The 19,102-nt window shown below is 67.1% G+C and carries 15 protein-coding genes; 6 read left to right on the top strand and 9 right to left on the bottom strand.

Translation table 11 applies throughout. The features are described 5' to 3' along the window. Positions 1-69 precede the first annotated feature (69 nt). From K8U54_RS05025 to K8U54_RS05015, 3 genes are read left to right on the top strand one after another with little or no spacing between them, the layout of a single operon-like run. On the top strand, positions 70-579 hold the full coding sequence (locus tag K8U54_RS05025; protein WP_249909142.1) for a (2Fe-2S)-binding protein: 510 nt from the start codon (positions 70-72) through the stop codon (positions 577-579). Further along, positions 576-1,565, top strand: a complete 990-nt coding sequence (locus tag K8U54_RS05020; RefSeq protein WP_249909141.1) for an FAD binding domain-containing protein — start codon at positions 576-578, stop codon at positions 1,563-1,565. The genes K8U54_RS05025 and K8U54_RS05020 overlap by 4 nt, the downstream gene beginning before the upstream one ends. Continuing rightward, complete coding sequence (locus K8U54_RS05015; RefSeq protein WP_249909140.1) at positions 1,562-3,757, top strand: xanthine dehydrogenase family protein molybdopterin-binding subunit; 2,196 nt, start codon at positions 1,562-1,564, stop codon at positions 3,755-3,757. The genes K8U54_RS05020 and K8U54_RS05015 overlap by 4 nt, the downstream gene beginning before the upstream one ends. Here K8U54_RS05015 and K8U54_RS05010 read toward each other — a convergent pair. Continuing rightward, on the bottom strand, positions 3,735-4,700 hold the full coding sequence (locus tag K8U54_RS05010; protein WP_249909139.1) for a DMT family transporter: 966 nt from the start codon (positions 4,698-4,700) through the stop codon (positions 3,735-3,737). The genes K8U54_RS05015 and K8U54_RS05010 overlap by 23 nt on opposite strands. Positions 4,701-4,798: 98 nt before the next feature. Here K8U54_RS05010 and K8U54_RS05005 point away from each other — a divergent pair, with 98 nt between their 5' ends. After that, the gene (locus tag K8U54_RS05005; protein ID WP_249909138.1) at positions 4,799-5,653 is read left to right on the top strand and encodes a LysR family transcriptional regulator; all 855 of its coding nucleotides are present in this window, start codon (positions 4,799-4,801) and stop codon (positions 5,651-5,653) included. Here the strand turns inward: K8U54_RS05005 and hutC are convergent, their stop codons facing one another. The 8 genes from hutC to K8U54_RS04965 all read right to left on the bottom strand — a co-directional run bounded on the left by hutC (position 5,654) and on the right by K8U54_RS04965 (position 14,700). Then, the gene (gene hutC / locus K8U54_RS05000; protein WP_249909137.1) at positions 5,654-6,364 is read right to left on the bottom strand and encodes a histidine utilization repressor; all 711 of its coding nucleotides are present in this window, start codon (positions 6,362-6,364) and stop codon (positions 5,654-5,656) included. A 164-nt stretch (positions 6,365-6,528) separates the two neighbouring features. Next, positions 6,529-8,064 (bottom strand): histidine ammonia-lyase, encoded by a 1,536-nt coding sequence (gene hutH / locus K8U54_RS04995; RefSeq protein ID WP_249909136.1) that lies wholly within the window; start codon positions 8,062-8,064, stop codon positions 6,529-6,531. A gap of 113 nt (positions 8,065-8,177) precedes the next feature. Next, positions 8,178-9,854 (bottom strand): urocanate hydratase, encoded by a 1,677-nt coding sequence (hutU, locus tag K8U54_RS04990; protein ID WP_249909135.1) that lies wholly within the window; start codon positions 9,852-9,854, stop codon positions 8,178-8,180. Between the two features lie 38 nt (positions 9,855-9,892). Beyond that, entirely contained in the window at positions 9,893-11,218 is a 1,326-nt protein-coding gene (locus K8U54_RS04985; RefSeq protein ID WP_249909134.1) for a YjiH family protein, read from the bottom strand. Between the two features lie 87 nt (positions 11,219-11,305). Next, positions 11,306-12,271, bottom strand: coding sequence for a formimidoylglutamase (hutG, locus tag K8U54_RS04980; protein WP_249909133.1), 966 nt, complete (start codon positions 12,269-12,271; stop codon positions 11,306-11,308). Continuing rightward, positions 12,261-13,478: an imidazolonepropionase gene (gene hutI / locus K8U54_RS04975; protein ID WP_249909132.1), complete on the bottom strand. Its 1,218-nt coding sequence runs from the start codon at positions 13,476-13,478 to the stop codon at positions 12,261-12,263. The genes hutG and hutI overlap by 11 nt, the downstream gene beginning before the upstream one ends. Before the next feature lie 156 nt (positions 13,479-13,634). Beyond that, on the bottom strand, positions 13,635-14,006 hold the full coding sequence (locus K8U54_RS04970; RefSeq protein WP_249909131.1) for a GFA family protein: 372 nt from the start codon (positions 14,004-14,006) through the stop codon (positions 13,635-13,637). 58 nt (positions 14,007-14,064) lie between these two features. Beyond that, positions 14,065-14,700 (bottom strand): TetR/AcrR family transcriptional regulator, encoded by a 636-nt coding sequence (locus tag K8U54_RS04965; RefSeq protein ID WP_249909130.1) that lies wholly within the window; start codon positions 14,698-14,700, stop codon positions 14,065-14,067. A 92-nt stretch (positions 14,701-14,792) separates the two neighbouring features. Between K8U54_RS04965 and K8U54_RS04960 the strand changes: the two genes are divergently transcribed. Both K8U54_RS04960 and K8U54_RS04955 read left to right on the top strand, forming a co-directional pair. Then, complete coding sequence (locus K8U54_RS04960; protein ID WP_249909129.1) at positions 14,793-15,896, top strand: efflux RND transporter periplasmic adaptor subunit; 1,104 nt, start codon at positions 14,793-14,795, stop codon at positions 15,894-15,896. 6 nt (positions 15,897-15,902) lie between these two features. After that, positions 15,903-18,992 carry an efflux RND transporter permease subunit gene (locus K8U54_RS04955; RefSeq protein WP_249909128.1) on the top strand — a complete coding sequence of 1,030 codons (3,090 nt, stop codon included), beginning with the start codon at positions 15,903-15,905 and terminating at the stop codon, positions 18,990-18,992. Positions 18,993-19,102 lie beyond the last annotated feature (110 nt).

The raw sequence follows: 19,102 nt of genomic DNA, 5'->3' as shown, positions 1-19,102 counted from the left end.
GTTTTTGCTGGGCCTCACCTCAGATTTTGAACGGATGCACGAGACATCCACGCGAACCGAGGTAGCCCCATGAGCGAGACCATCACAGCCGGCGCCGAGCGCCGGACGATTTCCCTGTCATTGAACGGCAGCCCTACACAAGTCGAGGTGTACCCGTGGATCACGGCCCTCGACCTGCTGCGTGAACAGCTCGACCTGGTCGGCACCAAGAAAGGCTGCGACCACGGCCAGTGCGGCGCCTGCACGGTGCTGGTGGACGGCCAGCGGGTCAACGCCTGCCTGACCCTGGCGGTGATGCTCGATGGTCGCCAGCTGACCACCATCGAAGGTCTGGCCAAGGGCGATGAGCTGCACCCCATGCAGCGCGCCTTCGTCAAACACGATGCCTTCCAGTGCGGCTATTGCACCCCCGGGCAGATCTGCTCGGCGGTCGGCCTGGCCAACGAAGGGCGAATCGGCGACGCCGCCGATATCCGCGAACGCATGAGCGGCAACCTGTGCCGCTGCGGCGCCTACAGCAACATCCTGGCGGCCATCGAAGAGGCACTGCCCGAGAGCGAACAGGCGGTGCGCCCATGACGCCCTTCGCCTACAGCAAGCCCGAGGCCATCGACGAAGCGGTGCGCCTGGCCGGGCCCGACAGCCTGTTCATCGCCGGCGGCACCAACCTGGTCGACCTGATGAAGGAAAACCTGGTGCGCCCCAAGCGCCTTATCGACATCAACGCCTTGCCGCTGCGTGACGTGACTACCACCGCCGAGGGCGGCCTGCGCATCGGCGCCCTGGTCGGCAACGCCGAGCTGGCCTGGCACCCGGAGATCGAGCGGCGTTATCCGCTGCTCGCCCAGGCGCTGTTGTCCGGTGCCTCGCCCCAGGTGCGCAATATGGCCAGCGCCGGTGGCAACCTGCTGCAGCGCACCCGCTGCCACTACTTCTACGATGCCCAGGTGCCGTGCAACAAGCGCGAGCCCGGCAGCGGCTGCCCGGCCCGCGAGGGGCTGAACCGTAACCATGCGTTGTTCGGCGCCAGCGAGCACTGCGTGGCCGTGCACCCGTCGGACTTCTGCGTGGCCCTGGCTGCCCTGGATGCCCAGGTGATCATCACCGGCCCGCAAGGTGAGCGCCGCGTAGCCATGAGCGACTTCCATCGCCTGCCGGGCGATACCCCGCAGCGCGACACGGTGTTGGAACCGGGCGAGCTGATCCTTGCCATCGAGCTGCCGGCCGATGGCTTCGCCGGGCATCACGCCTACCTCAAGTTGCGTGACCGTGCTTCGTTCGCCTTCGCCCTGGTATCGGTGGCTGCGGCACTGGAACTGGACGCCGGCGGGCAGATCCGCCAGGCGCGTATCGCCCTGGGTGGCGTGGCCCACAAGCCGTGGCGGCGAGCGGAGGTGGAGGCCAGCCTGGTCGGCCAGGCCGCCACGCCCGAGCACTTCGCGGCCGCTGCCGAGCTGCTGCTCAAGGATGCCCAGCCCCTGGCCCACAACGCCTTCAAGGTCGAGCTGGCGCGCCGCGCCGTGGTTCGTGCCCTGTCCACCGCCGCAGAAGGAGCCCGCCCATGAACGCGCGAACCCTTGGCCAGCCCCTGGACCGCGTAGACGGTCCGCTGAAAGTCAGCGGTCAGGCGCGTTATGCCGCCGAGCACCCAGCTGACGGCCTGCTGCATGGCAGCGTGATCTGCAGTGTGATCCCCCGCGGCCGCATCACCGCCATCGACGACTCGGCGGCCCTGGCGCTGCCCGGCGTCAAGCTGGTGCTCAGCCACCTCAATCGTCCGCCCATGGCCCAGGACGACGAGAGTTACGAAGATGACGATGCCGCCGATGGCTCGCCGTTTCGCCCGCTGTTCAACGAGCGCATCCGTTACAGCGGCCAACCGGTGGCGCTGGTGGTCGCCGACACCCTGGAGCTGGCCCGTCACGCCGGCTCACTGGTGCGTATCGACTATGAGCAGCACGCCCACGCCACCGATCTGCGCGGTGCCCTGAGCGAAGCCCACGCCGCACCTGCCGAGCTGCCAGAGCCACGGGGCGACGCCGACGCGGTGATCGCCGGCGCGCCGCTGCGTCTGGAGCTGGAGTACGAGCTGCCCTGCGAGTATCACCACCCCATGGAGCCCCATGCCTCGACGGTGATCTACCAGGCCGATGGCAGCCTGCTGGTGCACGACAAGACCCAGGGCCCGCAGAACAGCCAGCGTTACCTGGCCGACGTGCTCAAGCTCGAACCGAATCGCGTGCGCATCAAGTCATCCTTCGTCGGCGGCGCCTTCGGCTCCGGCCTGCGCCCGCAGTACCAGCTGTCCCTGGCCGCCATGGCGGCGCTGAAGCTGCAGCGGTCGGTGCGGGTGACCCTGACCCGCCAGCAGATGTTCACCTTCGGCTATCGCCCGCGGGCGGTGCAGCACCTGCAGCTCGGTGCCGACGAAAGTGGCAAGCTGCAGGGGCTGGTGCACGAGGTGATCGCCCAGACCTCGCGCTTCGAGGACTTCACCGAGCACGTCGCCGAATGGTCGGGGATGCTCTATCACTGCGACCACGTGCGCCTGGCCTACCGGCTGGCGCCGCTGGACGTGTACACGCCGCTGGACATGCGTGCGCCGGGGGCCGCCACGGGGGTCTATGCCCTGGAGTCGGCGATGGACGAACTGGCCTGGGCCGCGGGCGTCGACCCGGTGCAATTGCGCCTGACCAACTACGCCGAAACCAACCAGAACGAAGGCAAGCCCTATTCCAGCAAGGAGCTGCGCGCCTGCTACCAGCAGGGTGCCGAGGCCTTTGGCTGGAGCCAGCGCAGCCCGCAGCCGCGCAGTATGCGCGAGGGCGACCAGTTGATCGGCTACGGCATGGCCACCGGCGTATGGGAAGCCATGCAGATGCCGGCCAGCGCCCGCGCCAGCTTTACCGCCGACGGCCGGCTGATCGTCGCCAGCGCCACCTGTGACATCGGCCCGGGCACCGCCACGGTGATGACCCAGATCGCCGCCGATGTGCTGGGCCTGAAGCCGTCCCAGGTGGAATTCCGCCTTGGCGATTCCAGCCTGCCCCAGGCACCGCTGCAGGGCGGCTCGTTCACCGTATCCTCGGTGGGCAGCGCGGTTCGCGAGGCCTGCCTGGCCCTGGCCGACAAGCTCTGCGAGGCGGCGCGGCAGTGGCCGGAGGCACCGTTCACCGATGGCGCTGCGCTGCGCTTCAGCGCCGGCCGTGTGCAGCAGGGCGAGGACACCAGCCGTGCGGTCGAGCTGAGCGCGCTACTGGCCCGCCATGGCAGCCTGGAGGTCGAGGTGCAGGCGCAGCCGGCTAAGCAGCGCGAGCGCTACGCCAGTGCCAGCCATTCGGCAGTGTTCGTCGAGGTGCAGGTGGACGAAGCCCTTGGCACGGTGCGGGTCACCCGGGTGGTCAGCGCCATTGCCGCGGGCCGGGTGATCAACCCGAAAACCGCGCGCAGCCAGATTCTCGGTGGCGTGGTGTGGGGCATCGGCATGGCCCTGCACGAGGAGGCGATGATCGACCATGACCTGGGGCGCTGCATGAACCATAACCTGGCCGATTACCACCTGCCGGTGCACGCCGATATCGGCGATATCGAGGTGATCTTCGTCGAGGAAAACGACAGCATCATCAACCCGCTGGGCTCCAAGGGTGTCGGCGAGATCGGCATCGTCGGCGTTGCCGCGGCGGTCGCCAATGCGGTCTATCACGCCACCGGCAAGCGCATCCGCCAATTGCCGATCACCCTCGACAAGCTGCTTTGACGGGGGCCGATGACGGGTTCGCGAGCGCGGGCCCGTCATCGTTATGTTTGCGCTCGTTACGTATCACCAGCCACAGACCCAGCCCCGAGACAGCCGTGCCCAGGCCCATCAGCCAGGACAGCGGCTCACCGAACATCGCCCAGGCCCACACCAGGGTCAGCGCCGGGCTCAGGTACAACACGCTGGCCACCCGGGTCGGCGTCGAGCGCTTCAGGCACAGCCAGTACAGGCCGTAGCCACCGATGGTGGAGATGCTCGTCCACAATACGCTCAACGCGAAGCCGCCCGAGGCCACCGGCATCAGGCTGCCGTCCATCATGGCCAGCAGCGCGAACGGCACGCAGCAGATGCAGCATTGCAGCCACAGGTTGCCGAGCAGGTCGAGGGACGCCGTGGCCTTGGTGCGTTTCTGCCACAGGGTGGCGACCGCCAGCGAGAGCATGCCCAGGAGCGGCAAGCCGTAGACCCACAATGGCGCATCGCCCCAGGCCAGCGCGTCCGAGGTGACCAGCACCACGCCGGTCAGGCCGATCAGCAAACCCAGCCAGGTGCGCCAGCCCAGCTGCTGCCGAAGCACCAGCAGGCTGAGCAGGGCGACGCCGATGGGCAGCAGGTCGGCCAGCAGGGCGGCGAGCCCAGCCGGTACGCCCAGTGCGATGCCCTGAACCACGCCGGCCAGGTAGCCGCCCATCGCCAGCAAGCCGATGCCAGCATGGCGCAGCAGCGTGGCCGGCGAGGCGTGGCGCAGGCGCGGCAACGCCCAGTGCGCCAGCAGCAACACGAACAGCAGGCTGCGCCAGAACACCACCAGCATCGCTGGCGCATGGTCGATGGAGAAGCGGGCGCCGATAAAGCCCGAGCTCCAGATCACCACCAGTGCCGCTTCGAGCACCAGCAGCGGAATGGCGACGGGCCACAGGCGGACAGTCTGTTGAGCGGACATGGCGGTAAACCGGATGGAGGGTGTAGGTCCAGCCTACGAAGGTGGCGTAATCTAATAAATCAAAATGTATTGAATCAGTCGTTCGGATTTTTTGAATCATGAGTGCCGTGCTCGATATCGAACTGATCCGCACCTTTCACGCCGTGGCACGCAGCGGGCGCTTCAAGGCGGCTGCCGAGCAGTTGCACAAGAGCCCGGCGGCGATCAGCGTGCATATCCAGCGCCTGGAGTCGGTCGCCGGTGGCCGGCTGTTCGACCGCGACAACCAGTCGGTGGCGCTGACCTCGCTGGGCAAGCGGTTGCTGCGTTCGACAGGCGAACTGCTCAGCACCCACGACCGCGTGCTCGCCGAGTTGCACGGCCCGCGATTGGCCGGGCGCATCCGCCTAGGGATTCCCGACGAATACGCCGCCCACGTGATTCGCGACATCCTGCCGATCTTCGCGGCGGCCTGGCCCAACGTGGTGCTGGAGGTGAAGACCGCCCCCAGCTACACGCTGCGCGAGCAGGTGCAGGCCGGCAAGCTGCACGGCGCGGTGCTCACGCTGCCGCTGGGGCAGCGTGAGCCCCGCGCCCAGGTGCTGGTTGCCACCACGCCGGTGTGGGTGGCGGCGGCGTCCTATCCCCAGGCCTGGAAGGAGACGCTGCCGCTGGCCATCCATGCGGCCGACTGCCCCTACCGCAGCCTGATGCTGGAGTCCCTGAAAACCGCGGGGTACACCTGGCGGGTGGTGCTGGAAAGCCCGTCCAGCCAGGCCATCAGGGCCTGTGTCGAATCGGGCCTGGCGATCACCCTGATGGACCGCGCGAAGATGAGCAGCGCCATGCGCATCATCGAGAGCCTGCCCCAGGCCGCCGAGCACGAAGTGATGTTCCTGCGCTCGGCCCAGGCGCAGCACGACGAAGCGCTGGAGCTGTTGGCCCAGGCCATTCATCAGCACTTCCGGTTGTGATCAGCGGTGCTTGGTGCTCGAGCGCAGCTTGTAGCGCTCGCCCGGGTGGATCAGGCGCACGTAGCTGATCAGGTGCTCGTCCGACCAGGTGCGGCGGATCATCGACAGGCAGGCGGCGCCCGGCTCGATGGCCAGCCATTCGGCGGTGCGGGCATCGGCATGCACGGCCTCGACCACATGCTCCACTTCGCTGATCGGGCAGCTGGCGACCAGCACTTCGTTGGGTGTCTGTTTGGAGAAGTCGCTGCTCAGGTAGTGGGGCACCCAGCGCGGATTGACGAAGCGATCCTCGAGCTGGATCGGCACCCCGTCTTCGAGGTGCACGAGAATGCTGTGAAACACCTCGGCGCCGATGCGCAGGCCCAGGCGCAGCGCCACCTCGTCATCGGCGGCCAGCGCTTCGCTGCGTAGGATGCGATTGGAGTAGGCATGGCCGCGGGCGCGCACCTCGGCGGCGATGTTCATCACCTCGTGCAGCGAGGACTCGGACTTGCGGTCGGTGACGAAGGTGCCCAGGCCCGCCTGGCGAATCAGGTAACCCTGCTGCACCAGGTTGTTGATGGCCTTGTTGGCGGTCATGCGGCTGACCGAAAAGTCCCGGGCCAGCTGCTCTTCGGGGGGGATCTGGTGATGCAGCGGGTAGTCACCGTTGCCGATGCGCTCGAGCAGAAAATCCTCGATGGCCTTGTAGCGCGGGGTGGAACTGGTCACGGCAACTCCTTGGTAATGCCCGGTGCGCGGATGATACATCAGCCATACAACTGATCTTGTAGGAGCCCCGCCTCGGGGCGAAAGCGGTCGTAGTCACTCAGCAAGACCTGCGGGATAACTACCATTCGCCGCGAGGCGCGGCTCCTACAAAGACGTAGCGCGGCTCAGCCTACCGAGGGCAACATGCCGGCCGGCAGCAGCGGCGTCAGCACGCGCTCGGCCAGCAGCTCGTCGGCGGCGGCGATGTCCGGGGCGAAGAAGCGATCCTCGACGTAGTACGGCACCTTGGCGCGCAGGGTCTGGCGCGCCTGCTCCAGTGCCGGCGTGCTCTTCAGGCCTTCGCGGAAGTCCAGGCCCTGGCAGGCGCCCAGCCATTCCACGGCCAGCACGCCGCGGGTATTGGCCGCCATGTCCCACAGGCGCTTACCGGCAGCCGGGGCCATGGAAACATGGTCTTCCTGGTTGGCCGAAGTCGGCAGGCTGTCGACACTGTGCGGATGGGCCAGGGCCTTGTTCTCGCTGGCCAGGGCTGCCGCCGTCACCTGGGCGATCATGAAGCCGGAATTCACCCCGCCATTGGCCACCAGAAACGGTGGTAACTGCGACATATGCTTGTCCATCATCAGCGAGATGCGTCGCTCGGACAGCGCGCCGATCTCGGCGATGGCCAGGGCGATATTGTCGGCGGCCATGGCCACGGGTTCTGCGTGGAAGTTGCCACCGGAAATCACCTCGCCTTCGGCGGCGAACACCAGCGGGTTGTCGGATACCGCGTTGGCCTCGACGCCGAGCACCTCGGCAGCCTGGCGCAGCTGGGTCAGGCAGGCGCCCATGACCTGGGGCTGGCAGCGCAGCGAGTAGGGGTCCTGCACCTTGTCGCAGGCGGCGTGGGAACGGCCGATCTCGCTGCTGTCGCCGAGCAGGTGACGGAAGGCGGCGGCTGCGTCGATCTGCCCGCGCTGACCGCGTGCGGCATGGATGCGCGCATCGAAGGGCGAGCGCGAACCGAGCAGCGCCTCGACGCTCAGCGCGCCGCAGACGCAGGCGGCGGCGTACAGGTCTTCCGCCTCGAACAGCCCGCGCAGCGCGTAGGCGGTGGACACCTGGGTGCCGTTGAGCAGCGCCAGGCCTTCCTTGGCAGCCAGGGTCATCGGCTCCAGACCGGCGATGGCCAGCGCCTCGGCGGCCGGCAGCCATTGGCCCCCGTGGCGCGCCTGGCTTTCACCGAGCAGCACCAGCGACATATGGGCCAGCGGTGCCAGGTCGCCGGAGGCGCCGACCGAGCCTTTCAGCGGGATATGCGGGTAGACCTCGGCGTTGACCAGGGCGATCAGCGCCTCGATCACCTGGCGGCGGATACCGGAGAAACCGCGCGCCAGGCTGTTGATCTTCAGCAGCATGATCAGCCGCACCATGGCGTCGCTCAGCGGCTCGCCGATGCCGGCGGCATGGGACAGCACCAGCGAGCGCTGCAGCTTTTCCAGGTCGGCATTGGCGATGCGGGTCGAGGCCAGCAGGCCGAAGCCGGTGTTGATGCCGTAGGCGGTGCGACCCTCGGCGATGATCTGGTTGACACAGGCGACGCTGGCGTCGATGGCCTCGTGGGCGCTGGCGTCCAGGCTCAGGTGTACGGGGGCCTGGTAGGCGGCGCGCAGGTCGGCCAGGGTCAGTTGGCCGGGTTTCAGGTTCAGGGTGGTCATGTTCTGTTCTTCCACGGGGTGAGTTCGCGCCTGGCGAAGCAGAGCCGAATGATGGCTGAAGCCGCGATGCGTGCGGTGATTGATGCGCCGGCCCACTGGGCCGGCGTCGAGCCTCAGCCGATCATCGGCAGGTTCAGCCCCTGCTCACGGGCGCAATCGATGGCGATCTGGTAACCGGCATCGGCGTGACGCATCACCCCGGTGCCCGGGTCGTTGGTCAGCACGCGGGCGATGCGCGCGGCAGCTTCGTCGGTGCCATCGCAAACGATGACCATACCCGAATGCTGGGAGAAACCCATGCCCACGCCACCGCCGTGGTGCAGCGATACCCAGGTGGCGCCGCTGGCGGTGTTGAGCAGGGCGTTGAGCAGCGGCCAGTCGGACACGGCATCGGAGCCGTCCTGCATGGCCTCGGTCTCGCGGTTGGGGCTGGCCACCGAGCCGCTGTCCAGGTGGTCGCGACCGATCACCACCGGCGCGCTCAGCTCACCCGAGCGCACCATTTCGTTGAAGGCCAGGCCCAGCTTGGCGCGCTGGCCCAGGCCGACCCAGCAGATACGCGCCGGCAGGCCCTGGAAGGCGATGCGCTCGCAGGCCATGTCCAGCCAGCGGTGCAGATGGGCGTCGTCCGGGATCAGTTCCTTGACCTTGGCGTCGGTCTTGTAGATGTCCTCGGGGTTGCCGGACAGCGCCGCCCAGCGGAACGGGCCGATGCCGCGGCAGAACAGCGGGCGAATGTAGGCCGGGACGAAGCCGGGGAAGTCGAAGGCATTGCTCACGCCTTCTTCCTTGGCCATCTGGCGGATGTTGTTGCCGTAGTCGAAGGTCGGCACGCCCATCTTCTGGAAGTCGAGCATGGCCTGCACATGCACGGCCATGGACTGCTTGGCGACCTTGACCACGCCAGCCGGGTCGGTGGCTGCACGATCCTTGTACTCGGCCCAGCTCCAGCCAATCGGCAAGTAGCCGTTGAGCGGGTCGTGGGCGCTGGTCTGGTCGGTGACCATATCCGGGCGCACGCCGCGGCGTACCAGTTCCGGCAGGATCTCGGCGGCATTGCCCAGCAGGGCGACGGAGATGGCCTTGCCTTCGCTGGTCTTGGCTTCTTCGGTGTAGCGGGCGATGCGCGCCAGGGCGTCGTCCAGATCGGTGGCCTGCTCATCGACGTAACGGCTGCGCAGGCGGAAATCGATGCTGCTCTGCTGGCATTCGATGTTCAGCGAGCAGGCGCCAGCCAGGGTGGCGGCCAACGGCTGGGCGCCGCCCATGCCACCCAGGCCTGCGGTCAGCACCCAGCGGCCCTTGAGGTTGCCGCCGTAGTGCTGGCGACCGGCTTCGACGAAGGTCTCGTAAGTTCCCTGGACGATGCCCTGGCTGCCGATATAGATCCAGCTACCGGCGGTCATCTGGCCGTACATGGCCAGGCCCCTGGCATCCAGCTCGTTGAAGTGCTCCCAGCTCGCCCAGTGCGGCACCAGGTTGGAGTTGGCGATCAGCACGCGTGGCGCGTTGCTATGGGTCTTGAACACGCCGACCGGCTTGCCGGACTGCACCAGCAGGGTCTCGTCGTCATTCAGGTTGGTCAGGCTCTCGACGATCTTGTCGTAGCACTCCCAGTTGCGCGCGGCGCGGCCGATACCGCCATACACCACCAGCTCCTTGGGATTCTCGGCCACGTCCGGGTCGAGGTTGTTCATCAGCATGCGCAGCGGCGCTTCGGTCAGCCAGCTCTTGGCGGTGAGCGTGGTGCCGCGCGGGGCGCGGATTTCGGTGTCGCGGAACTTGGTCATGGTGCGGGCTCCTGTAGGAACGGGTCAGTGGTGGGTGGTCAGAGCCAACCCAGAAATTGGGCGAGGTAGGCCAGCGGAATGGCCAACAGCAGGCTGAGCAGGGTGCGCTGCAGCCAGATCAGCAGCAGGTGGCCCAGGCTCAGGGGAATCCGCGTGGCCAGCACGCAGGGAATCGAGGCGGAGAGAAACAGCACGCTGCTGACCGAGACGATGGCGGTGACGAACTTCACCAGCACGTGGGCGTCCTTGAGCAGCATCGCCGGCAGGAACATCTCGGCCAGGCCGGCGGACAGGGCGCGGGCCACCTGCATGGGTTCCTCCAGGCCGAACAGCCAGGTCAGCGGGTAGAGCAGCACGCCGAGGGCGTCGAACAGCGGCGTGTACTTGGCAGCCAGCAGCCCGAGCAGGCCGACGGCGAGGATGCTCGGCAGGATGGCGGCGGTCATGCGCAGGCCATCGACGAAGGTTTCGCGCAGCGCCGCGCCCAGCGACGGTGCGATGCTGGCCTGTTGCATGCCGGCGCGCCAGGCGCTGCCCAGGCGGCTTTCGCCGGGCTGCAACTGTGCCTCGGGGGTGGACTCGGACGGCAGACGCGACAGCGGGTAGATGCGCGCGCTGATCGCGGTAACGGTGAAGGTCACCGCCATGGCGCCCCAGAAATACAGGTTCCACTGGCCCATCAGGCCCAGGGTCTTGGCGATGATCACCATGAACGGCGCCGACACGGTGGAGAAGCCGGTGGCGATGATCGCCGCCTCGCGCACGCTGTAATGGCCCTGCTGGTACATGCGGTCGGTGATCAACAGGCCCACCGAGTAGCTGCCGACGAAGGATGCCACGGCGTCGATGGCCGACTTGCCCGGGGTGCGCCAGATCGGCCGCATCACCGGCTGCATCAGCACGCCGATCAGTTCCAGCAGGCCGAAGCCGATCAGAAATACCAGGGCCAGCGAACCCAGCGGCACGATCAGCGCCAGGCTGAGCACCAGCTTCTCGAACAGGAACGGCAGCATGTCCGGCTGGTACAACGCCTGCGGGCCGAGCTGCAGCAGGTAAGCGGCGCCGATCAGCAGGCCGCACACCTTGAGCACACTGAATACGCTGTGGGTCAGGCTGCGCCGCCAACTGCCGTCGAGCCAGGGCGCCAGCGCGCCGTAGAGCATGAACAGCAGCGCCACGCCGATCACCAGTGGCCGCGCATGCAATTGCAGGGCGCTGGCCGCGTGGTCGAGCAGGATGGTAGAGCGCCCGGCGATCTCGAACGGCACGAAGAACAGCAGCAGGCCAATCAGGCTGTAACCCAGCAGGCGCGCCAGGGCGCGGGGGCGCGACACGCCGCCGCTCAAGGGCAGGGACTCAGACATGACGCGACTCCTGGTCGCGGCGGGCGGTGGTGAACATCTGGGTTTCCTCGTAGTTGTTGTTGTGCGGGGAAATGTGGGGCGTTCGGCTCAGAGGCTGAGCAGATGAATCAGCCGCGCCGCTACCTTGGCGGTGCGGTTGTCGATGTCGTATTCGGGGTTGATTTCGGCCAGGTCGGCCAGGCGCAGCTTGCCACTGGCCTTGAGCCGTTCGAGCAGCGGTTCCAGCAGCTCCAGGCGCACGCCACGGGCGGCCGGCGCGCTGACGCCCGGCGCTTCGCACGCCGGCAGCACGTCGATATCGATGGTCAGGTAGAGCGCGTCGCACTCGGCGGTGAAGGCGTCCAGTTCGGCGCCGATGGCATCCAGGGTCGACTCGCGAATCTGCTGATCCTCGCGCACCAGCACGTTCAGCTCGGCGGCGCGGGCGAACAGCGCGCGGGTGTTGCTGGCTCGGCTGACGCCGAGGCAGGCGTAGCGGAATGGCCAGCCGTGTACGGCGCACTGCTCGGCGATCTGCGCGAAGGGGGTGCCGGAGGAATGCACATGGGCCGGGTCGCGCAGGTCGAAATGGGCATCGAAATTGATGATGCCGATACGTGGGGCGGCCATCCGTGGGGCGGCCATCCGTGGGGCGGCTTGGCCGCTAAGGTGCTCGGCCAGGCCCGACCAGCTACCGAAGGCCACTTCATGCCCACCTCCGATCACCAGCGGCAGATGGCCGGCGTCCAGCAGCGCGCAGATGTTTTGGCCGAGGCGCCCCTGGGCCGCCTCCAGGTTGCCGTCCTCACAGGTCACGTCACCGGCGTCAAAGGCCGGCGCCTGACGATGCCAGGCGAGGTTGGCCAGGGCCTTGCGCACGCTTTGCGGTGCAGCGGCAGCGCCGACACGGCCATGGTTGCGGCGCACGCCTTCGTCGCAGGCAAAGCCGAGCAGAGCCAGGCCCGGCTGGCTGTCTTCGGCCAGCGGCTGGATGCGCTGGTGCCAGCGGGCGCTGTCGGCTTCCGGGTCGGTGCGACCGCTCCAGGCGGCCATCGAGTGACGATCAGCGAGCATAGGTAATGGCTCCATTGAACACACGCTGGCGCAGACGCCCGGCCTGCACCGCGTAGGCCAGTTCGGCCGGTTGCTGGATATCCCACAGGCACAGATCCGCTGGGGCGCCGACGGCAATGCGGCCGAGGTCTGGCAGGCCGAGGGCTCGGGCGCCGTGGGCGGTCATGCCGGCCAGGGCTTCGCGCGGGGTGAAGCGAAACAGGGTGCAGGCCAGGTTGGCCATCAGCGTCGGCATGCAGATCGGTGAGGTGCCAGGGTTGGCGTCGCTGGCCACGGCCATGGGCACGCCGTACTGGCGCAGCAACTCGATGGGCGGCAGCCGGGTTTCACGCAGTACGTGGAAGGCACCGGGCAGCAGGACCGCTGTGGTGCCGGCCTCGGCCATGGCGCGTACGCCGGCTTCGTCCAGGTATTCGATATGGTCGGCGGACAGGGCGCCATAACGGGCAGCCAGGGCGCTGCCACCCAGGTTGGACAGTTGCTCGGCATGGGCCTTGATGGCCAGGCCATGGCGCTGTGCAGCCTGGAATACCCGCTCGCACTGGGCCGGGGAGAAGGCGATGCCTTCGCAGAACACGTCCACCGCATCGGCCAGGCGCTGATCGGCGGCGGCCGGAATCATCCGCTCGCAGACCAGCTCGATATAGCCGTCGGCATTGCCGGCGTATTCGGGCGGCAGGGCGTGGGCACCCAGCAGCGTGGTGCTGATACGCACCGGGCGCAGGGTGGCGAGGCGGCGGGCCACGCGCAGCATCTTCAGTTCGTCGTCCAGGGTCAGGCCGTAGCCGGATTTGATCTCCAGGGTGGTGACGCCGTCGGCCAGCAGGGCATCCAGGCGCGGCAGGCTGGCTTCGATCAATTCGTCTTCGCCCGCGGCGCGGGTAGCCCGCACCGTGCTGAGAATGCCACCGCCGTTGCGGGCGATGGTTTCGTAGCTGACGCCTTCCAGGCGCTGCTCGAATTCGCCGGCGCGGTCACCGGCGTACACCAGATGGGTGTGGCAGTCGACCAGGCCGGGGGTCATCACGCCGCCGTTGGCCGCTTCCTCGGCGCCACCGGCCAGGCTTGGATCGAAGCCGCTTTGCGGCCATAGACCGGCAATACGTCCGTGTTCGACCAGCACGGCCATCGGCTCGGGGAGTTGCTCGAGGCCGTCGAACAGCGTGACGTTGCGCCAGAGCAAACGGGTGGACTGAGAGGAAGCCATTGCAGATCGCCCTTTCTTGTAATGTATATACAATTAAGCGAAATGCTTTACATGGTCAAGTGCCATGCAATGGCGTTCCGCAATATAGAGGCGCCGAACGATATCCATGTATATACATTTTGCGGCGGGTCCGGCCGCGTCTGGCTGGCCGACGGCTCAGGAGCGATCCTGGGGATAGCGCTTGGCGAGGGGAAAGGCCGGTAGCCAGGCTTCGCGCCGGCTCGTCCAGCATTCGTAGGTAGGCTGCAGCTGATCGGGCGCGTCGAGGGCGCCCAGGTGGATTTCGATTTCATCGGCGCTGCGGGCGAACAGCGAGGCGCCGCAACGCGGACAGAAGTGGCGCCCGGCGTAGCTATGGGTTTCGCCGCTGACCGTCACGGCGTTGTGGAGGAAGATCGCCGCGGCGTAGAACAGCGCGCCATGGTGCTTGCGGCAGTCGAGGCAATGGCAGATGCCGACTCGCTTAGGCTGCCCCGTGGCCTCGAAACGTACCTGGCTGCACAGGCAGCCGCCGCTGAATCGATCCATGCCGCACCTCCTGCAGGTTCATGGCAGAAACCATAGCAGCAGGTGAGCGCTCAATGGCTCAGGGGCGATAGGCGCGCAGGAACATCTCCACGGTGGCGCGGGCGTGCTGCTCCTGCTGCGCCTCGGTTTCCGGCTCGCCGCAGCCGATCAGCAGGCGGAAATTGGCGCCGCCCTTGAGCAGGGAGAAGAACTGATCGGCGGCGAGCTTCGGCGACTCGATGCGCAGCTGGCCGCTGTGGTCCATCTTGCCCAACAGGCGCTCCATCTCGGCCAGCAGGCGCTGCGGGCCGGCCTCATAGAAGATTTTCGCCAGTTGCGGGTCCTGGGCGCCAAGGCTGGTCATCAGTCGGTGCAGGTCGACCGATTCGCTGCTGTTGAGCAACTGGCTGAAGCCGCGGGCGATGTTCAGCAGTACGTTGTGGGCAGTGGCGCCGGCGGGAAACTCGAAGAACAGCTCGGGCAATTGCTCCTCGCAGCGGGCCTTCACCGCGGCGCAGAACAGCGTCTCCTTGTCGGTGAAGTGGCTGTACACCGTGAGCTTGGAAACCCCTGCGTGGGCGGCGATGGCGTCCATGCTGCTGCCGGCGTAACCGTGGCGCACGAACAGGCATTTGGCCGCTTCGAGAATGGCTTGGCGCTTGGCGGGATCCTTGGGGCGGCCGGGGCCGCTGGACTGCAATGAAGTGTCTGACATCGGGCGATTTTAATACTGGACTGCCGAGTACGCTATTTTTAATATACTCGGCAGTACAACTATTAAAAAGTTCCCGCCGAAGGACGCTCATCATGTCTCGCCATGCTCTGTCTCGCCTCGCGCCCCTGTGCCTGGCCCTTTCCCTTGCTGCCTGCAGCGATACCCAGGCGCCGCAGCCGGGCATTCGACCGGCCATGGTGGCGCAACCGCAGCTGGCGGCTGAACAGGTGGACAGTTACCCAGGTGAGATAAGGGCGCGGCTGGAGCCGGAACTGGCGTTTCGCATCGGCGGCAAGGTCACCCGGCGCCTGGTCGAAGTGGGCCAACGGGTCGACAAGGATGCGCCGCTGGCCGAACTGGACCCGCAGGACGTGCGCCTGCAGCTCGACGCCTCTCGCGCCCAGCTGCAGTCGGCCGAATCCAACCTGCAACTGGCGCGTGCCGAGCGCGACCGCTACCGCACCCTGCAGCAGCGCGGGATGATCAGCAAATCCCAGGCCGACAACGCCGAAAATACCTTTCGCGCCGCCGAAGCGCGCCTGCGCCAGGTGCGCGCCGAGCTCAACGTCGCCGACAACCAGGCCGGCTATGCCGTGCTGAAGGCGCCGCAGAGCGGGGTGATCGTGCAGCGCCGTGCCGAGGTCGGGCAGGTGGTGGCGGCCGGGCAGACGGTGTTCGTGCTGGCCGCCGATGGCGAGCGCGAGGTGGCGATCGACCTGCCCGAGCAGGCGATCAGAAACCTCGCCATCGGCCAGGAGGTGGCCGTGGAGCTGTGGTCGCAGCCCGGCCAGCAGCTGGCCGGGCGGGTGCGTGAACTGTCGCCGGCGGCCGATCCGCGTTCGCGCACCTATGCGGCGCGCATCGCCCTGCAACGAGCGGATGCGCGAGTCGAGCTGGGTCAGAGCGCCCGGGTATTCATCGCCCGCACTGGCGAGGTGCCGCTGGCGGTGCCGCTGTCGGCCCTGAGTGCGGAAAGGGGCCAGCCCTACGTCTGGGTGGTCGACCCGCAGACCTCCACGCTCAAGCGCACCGCCGTGCGGGTCGGTGCCTATGGCGAAAAGAGCGTACCGGTGCTCGACGGCCTGCAGGCCAGCGACTGGGTGGTGGTGGCCGGCGTGCAGGTGCTGCTCGACGGGCAGCAGGTGCGCCCGGTGGATCGGCAGAACCGCGCCGTCGACCTGGCCGCCAAGGAGTAAGCGCCGATGTCGTTCAACCTCTCCGCCTGGGCGTTGCAGCACCGCCAGATCGTGCTCTACCTCATGCTGCTGCTCGGCGTCGTCGGCGCGCTGTCCTACACCAAGCTGGGGCAGAGCGAAGACCCGCCGTTCACCTTCAAGGCCATGGTGGTGAAGACCAACTGGCCGGGGGCCACCGCCGAGCAGGTGGCGCGCCAGGTTACCGAGCGCATCGAGAAGAAACTGATGGAAACCGGCGAGTACGAACGCATCGTGTCGTTCTCCCGGCCCGGCGAGTCCCAGGTCACCTTCATGGCCCGGGACTCGATGCACTCCGACGAGATTCCCGAACTCTGGTACCAGCTGCGCAAGAAGATCGGCGACATCCGCCATACCCTGCCCGCCGGCATCCAGGGGCCGTTCTTCAACGACGAATTCGGCACCACCTTCGGCAATATCTACGCCCTGACCGGCAACGGTTTCGACTATGCGGTACTCAAGGATTACGCCGACCGCGTGCAACTGCAGCTGCAGCGCGTGAAGGATGTCGGCAAGGTCGAGCTGGTCGGCCTGCAGGACGAGAAGATCTGGATTGAGCTGTCCAACACCAAGCTCGCCACCCTCGGCCTGCCGCTTTCCGCCGTGCAGCAAGCCCTCGAACAGCAGAACGCCATGCCCGTGGCCGGCTTTTTCGAGACCGACAGCGACCGGGTGCAACTGCGCGTCAGCGGCAATTTCGAGACGGTCGAGCAGATCCGCGATTTCCCCATCCGGGTGGCCGAGCGCACCTTTCGCATTGGCGATGTAGCCGAGGTCAGCCGCGGCTTCAACGACCCGCCGGCGCCGCGCATGCGCTTCATGGGCGAGGATGCCATTGGTCTCGCGGTTTCCATGAAGCCCGGCGGCGACATCCTGGTGCTCGGCAAGGCATTGGAGGGCGAGTTCACCCGCCTGCAGAACAACCTGCCGGCGGGCATGCAACTGCGCAAGGTGTCCGATCAGCCGGCGGCGGTGAAGACCGGTGTCGGCGAGTTCGTCAAGGTGCTCACCGAGGCGCTGATCATCGTCCTGCTGGTCAGCTTCTTCTCCCTCGGGCTGCGTACCGGGCTGGTGGTGGCGCTGTCGATTCCCCTGGTGCTGGCGATGACCTTCGCCGCCATGTACTACCTGAACATCGGCCTGCACAAGATCTCCCTCGGCGCCCTGGTGCTGGCCCTGGGCCTGCTGGTGGACGACGCGATCATTGCCGTGGAGATCATGGCGATCAAGATGGAACAGGGCTACGACCGCCTCAAGGCAGCGAGTTTCGCCTGGACCAGCACGGCGTTCCCGATGCTCACCGGCACGCTGATCACCGCGGCGGGCTTTCTGCCGATCGCCACGGCGCAGTCGGGCACCGGCGAATACACCCGCTCGATATTCCAGGTGGTGACCATCGCGCTGCTGATGTCCTGGGTGGCGGCGGTGATGTTCGTGCCGTACCTGGGCGCGCGCCTGCTGCCGGATCTGGCCAAGCGCGCCGCCCTCAAGCATGGCAGCACGGGCGGGCATGACCCTTATTCGACGCCTTTCTATGCACGTGTCCGGCGTCTGGTGGATTGGTGCGTGCGCTGGCGCAAGACGGTCATCGTGCTGACCCTGGCGCTGTTCGTCGGCTCGATCTTTCTGTTCCGTTTCGTGCCGCAGCAATTCTTTCCCGCTTCGGGGCGCCTGGAGCTGATGGTCGATTTCAAGCTGGCCGAAGGCGCATCGCTGATCGCCACCGAGGCCGAGGTGCGCCGCCTGGAAGCGCGCCTCGCGGGTCACCCGGGTGTGGACAACTACGTGGCTTATGTCGGCACCGGGTCGCCGCGCTTCTACCTGCCGCTGGACCAGCAACTGCCGGCCACCAGCTTCGCGCAGATCGTGGTGCTGGCCACATCCATCGAGGAGCGCGAAGCCGTACGCGCCTGGTTGATCGACGTGCTGCACGACGAATTCCCAGGCCTGCGCACACGGATCTCGCGCCTGGAGAATGGTCCACCGGTGGGCTACCCGGTGCAGTTCCGGGTCTCCGGCGAACATATCGACGAAGTGCGCGCCCTGGCCCGCCAGGTCGCCGACAAGGTGCGCGCCAACCCCGACGTGGTCAACGTGCACCTGGACTGGCAGGAGCCGAGCAAGGTGGTGTACCTGAACATCGACCAGGAGCGTGCCCGCGCCCTTGGCGTAAGCACCGCCGAGGTGGCCAAGTTCCTGCGCAGTTCACTCAATGGTTCGTCGGTCAGCGATTACCGCGAGGACAACGAGCTGATCGAAATCCTCCTGCGCGGCACCTCGGCCGAGCGCCAGGCGCTGCAGTTGCTGCCGAGCCTGGCGGTGCCCACCGACAGCGGCAAGAGCGTGGCCCTGGCGCAGATCGCCAGCCTGGAATACGGCTTCGAGGAGGGCGTGATCTGGCACCGCAACCGCCTGCCGACGGTCACCGTGCGCGCCGACATCTATGGAGCCCAGCAGCCCGCCACCCTGACCCAGCAGATCCTGCCGACCCTGGCCGAGATCCGCGCCAGCCTGCCGGATGGCTACCTGCTGGAAGTGGGCGGCTCGGTGGAGGATTCCTCCAAGGGTCAGGCCTCGGTGGCGGCCGGCGTGCCGTTGTTCGTGGTGGTGGTGCTGACCCTGCTGATGCTGCAGCTCAAGAGCTTCTCGCGCATGACCATGGTGTTTCTCACTGCGCCGCTGGGGCTGATCGGCGTGACCCTGTTCCTGCTGCTGTTCGGTCAGCCGTTCGGTTTCGTGGCGATGCTCGGCACCATCGCGCTGTCAGGGATGATCATGCGCAACTCGGTGATTCTGGTCGACCAGATCGAGCAGGACCGCGAGGCCGGGCTGGACAGCTGGAACGCCATAGTCGAAGCCACCGTGCGGCGCTTCCGGCCCATCGTGCTGACCGCGCTGGCGGCGGTACTGGCGATGATTCCGCTGTCGCGCAGCGTGTTCTTCGGGCCGATGGCGGTGGCGATCATGGGCGGGCTGGTGGTGGCCACCGCGCTGACCCTGCTGTTTCTACCGGCGCTGTATGCGGCGTGGTTCAGGGTGAAGCCTAGCGACAGGGCGCAGGCTGCGGGTGACCACTAAGGGCCGGTTCATGATTTTCGGGGGCTGGAAACGTATCAATAAGGCAGAAGCAGCCGTTCGCCACGTAGGGTGGATGACGCTCTTTTCATCCACCGTTGCGATCACGAAGC

This window comes from Pseudomonas fulva (assembly GCF_023517795.1).
GTDB lineage: Bacteria > Pseudomonadota > Gammaproteobacteria > Pseudomonadales > Pseudomonadaceae > Aquipseudomonas > Aquipseudomonas fulva_D.
Note: the sequence above shows the minus strand (reverse complement) of the source record. Positions and strands in the feature narration are given on the sequence as shown.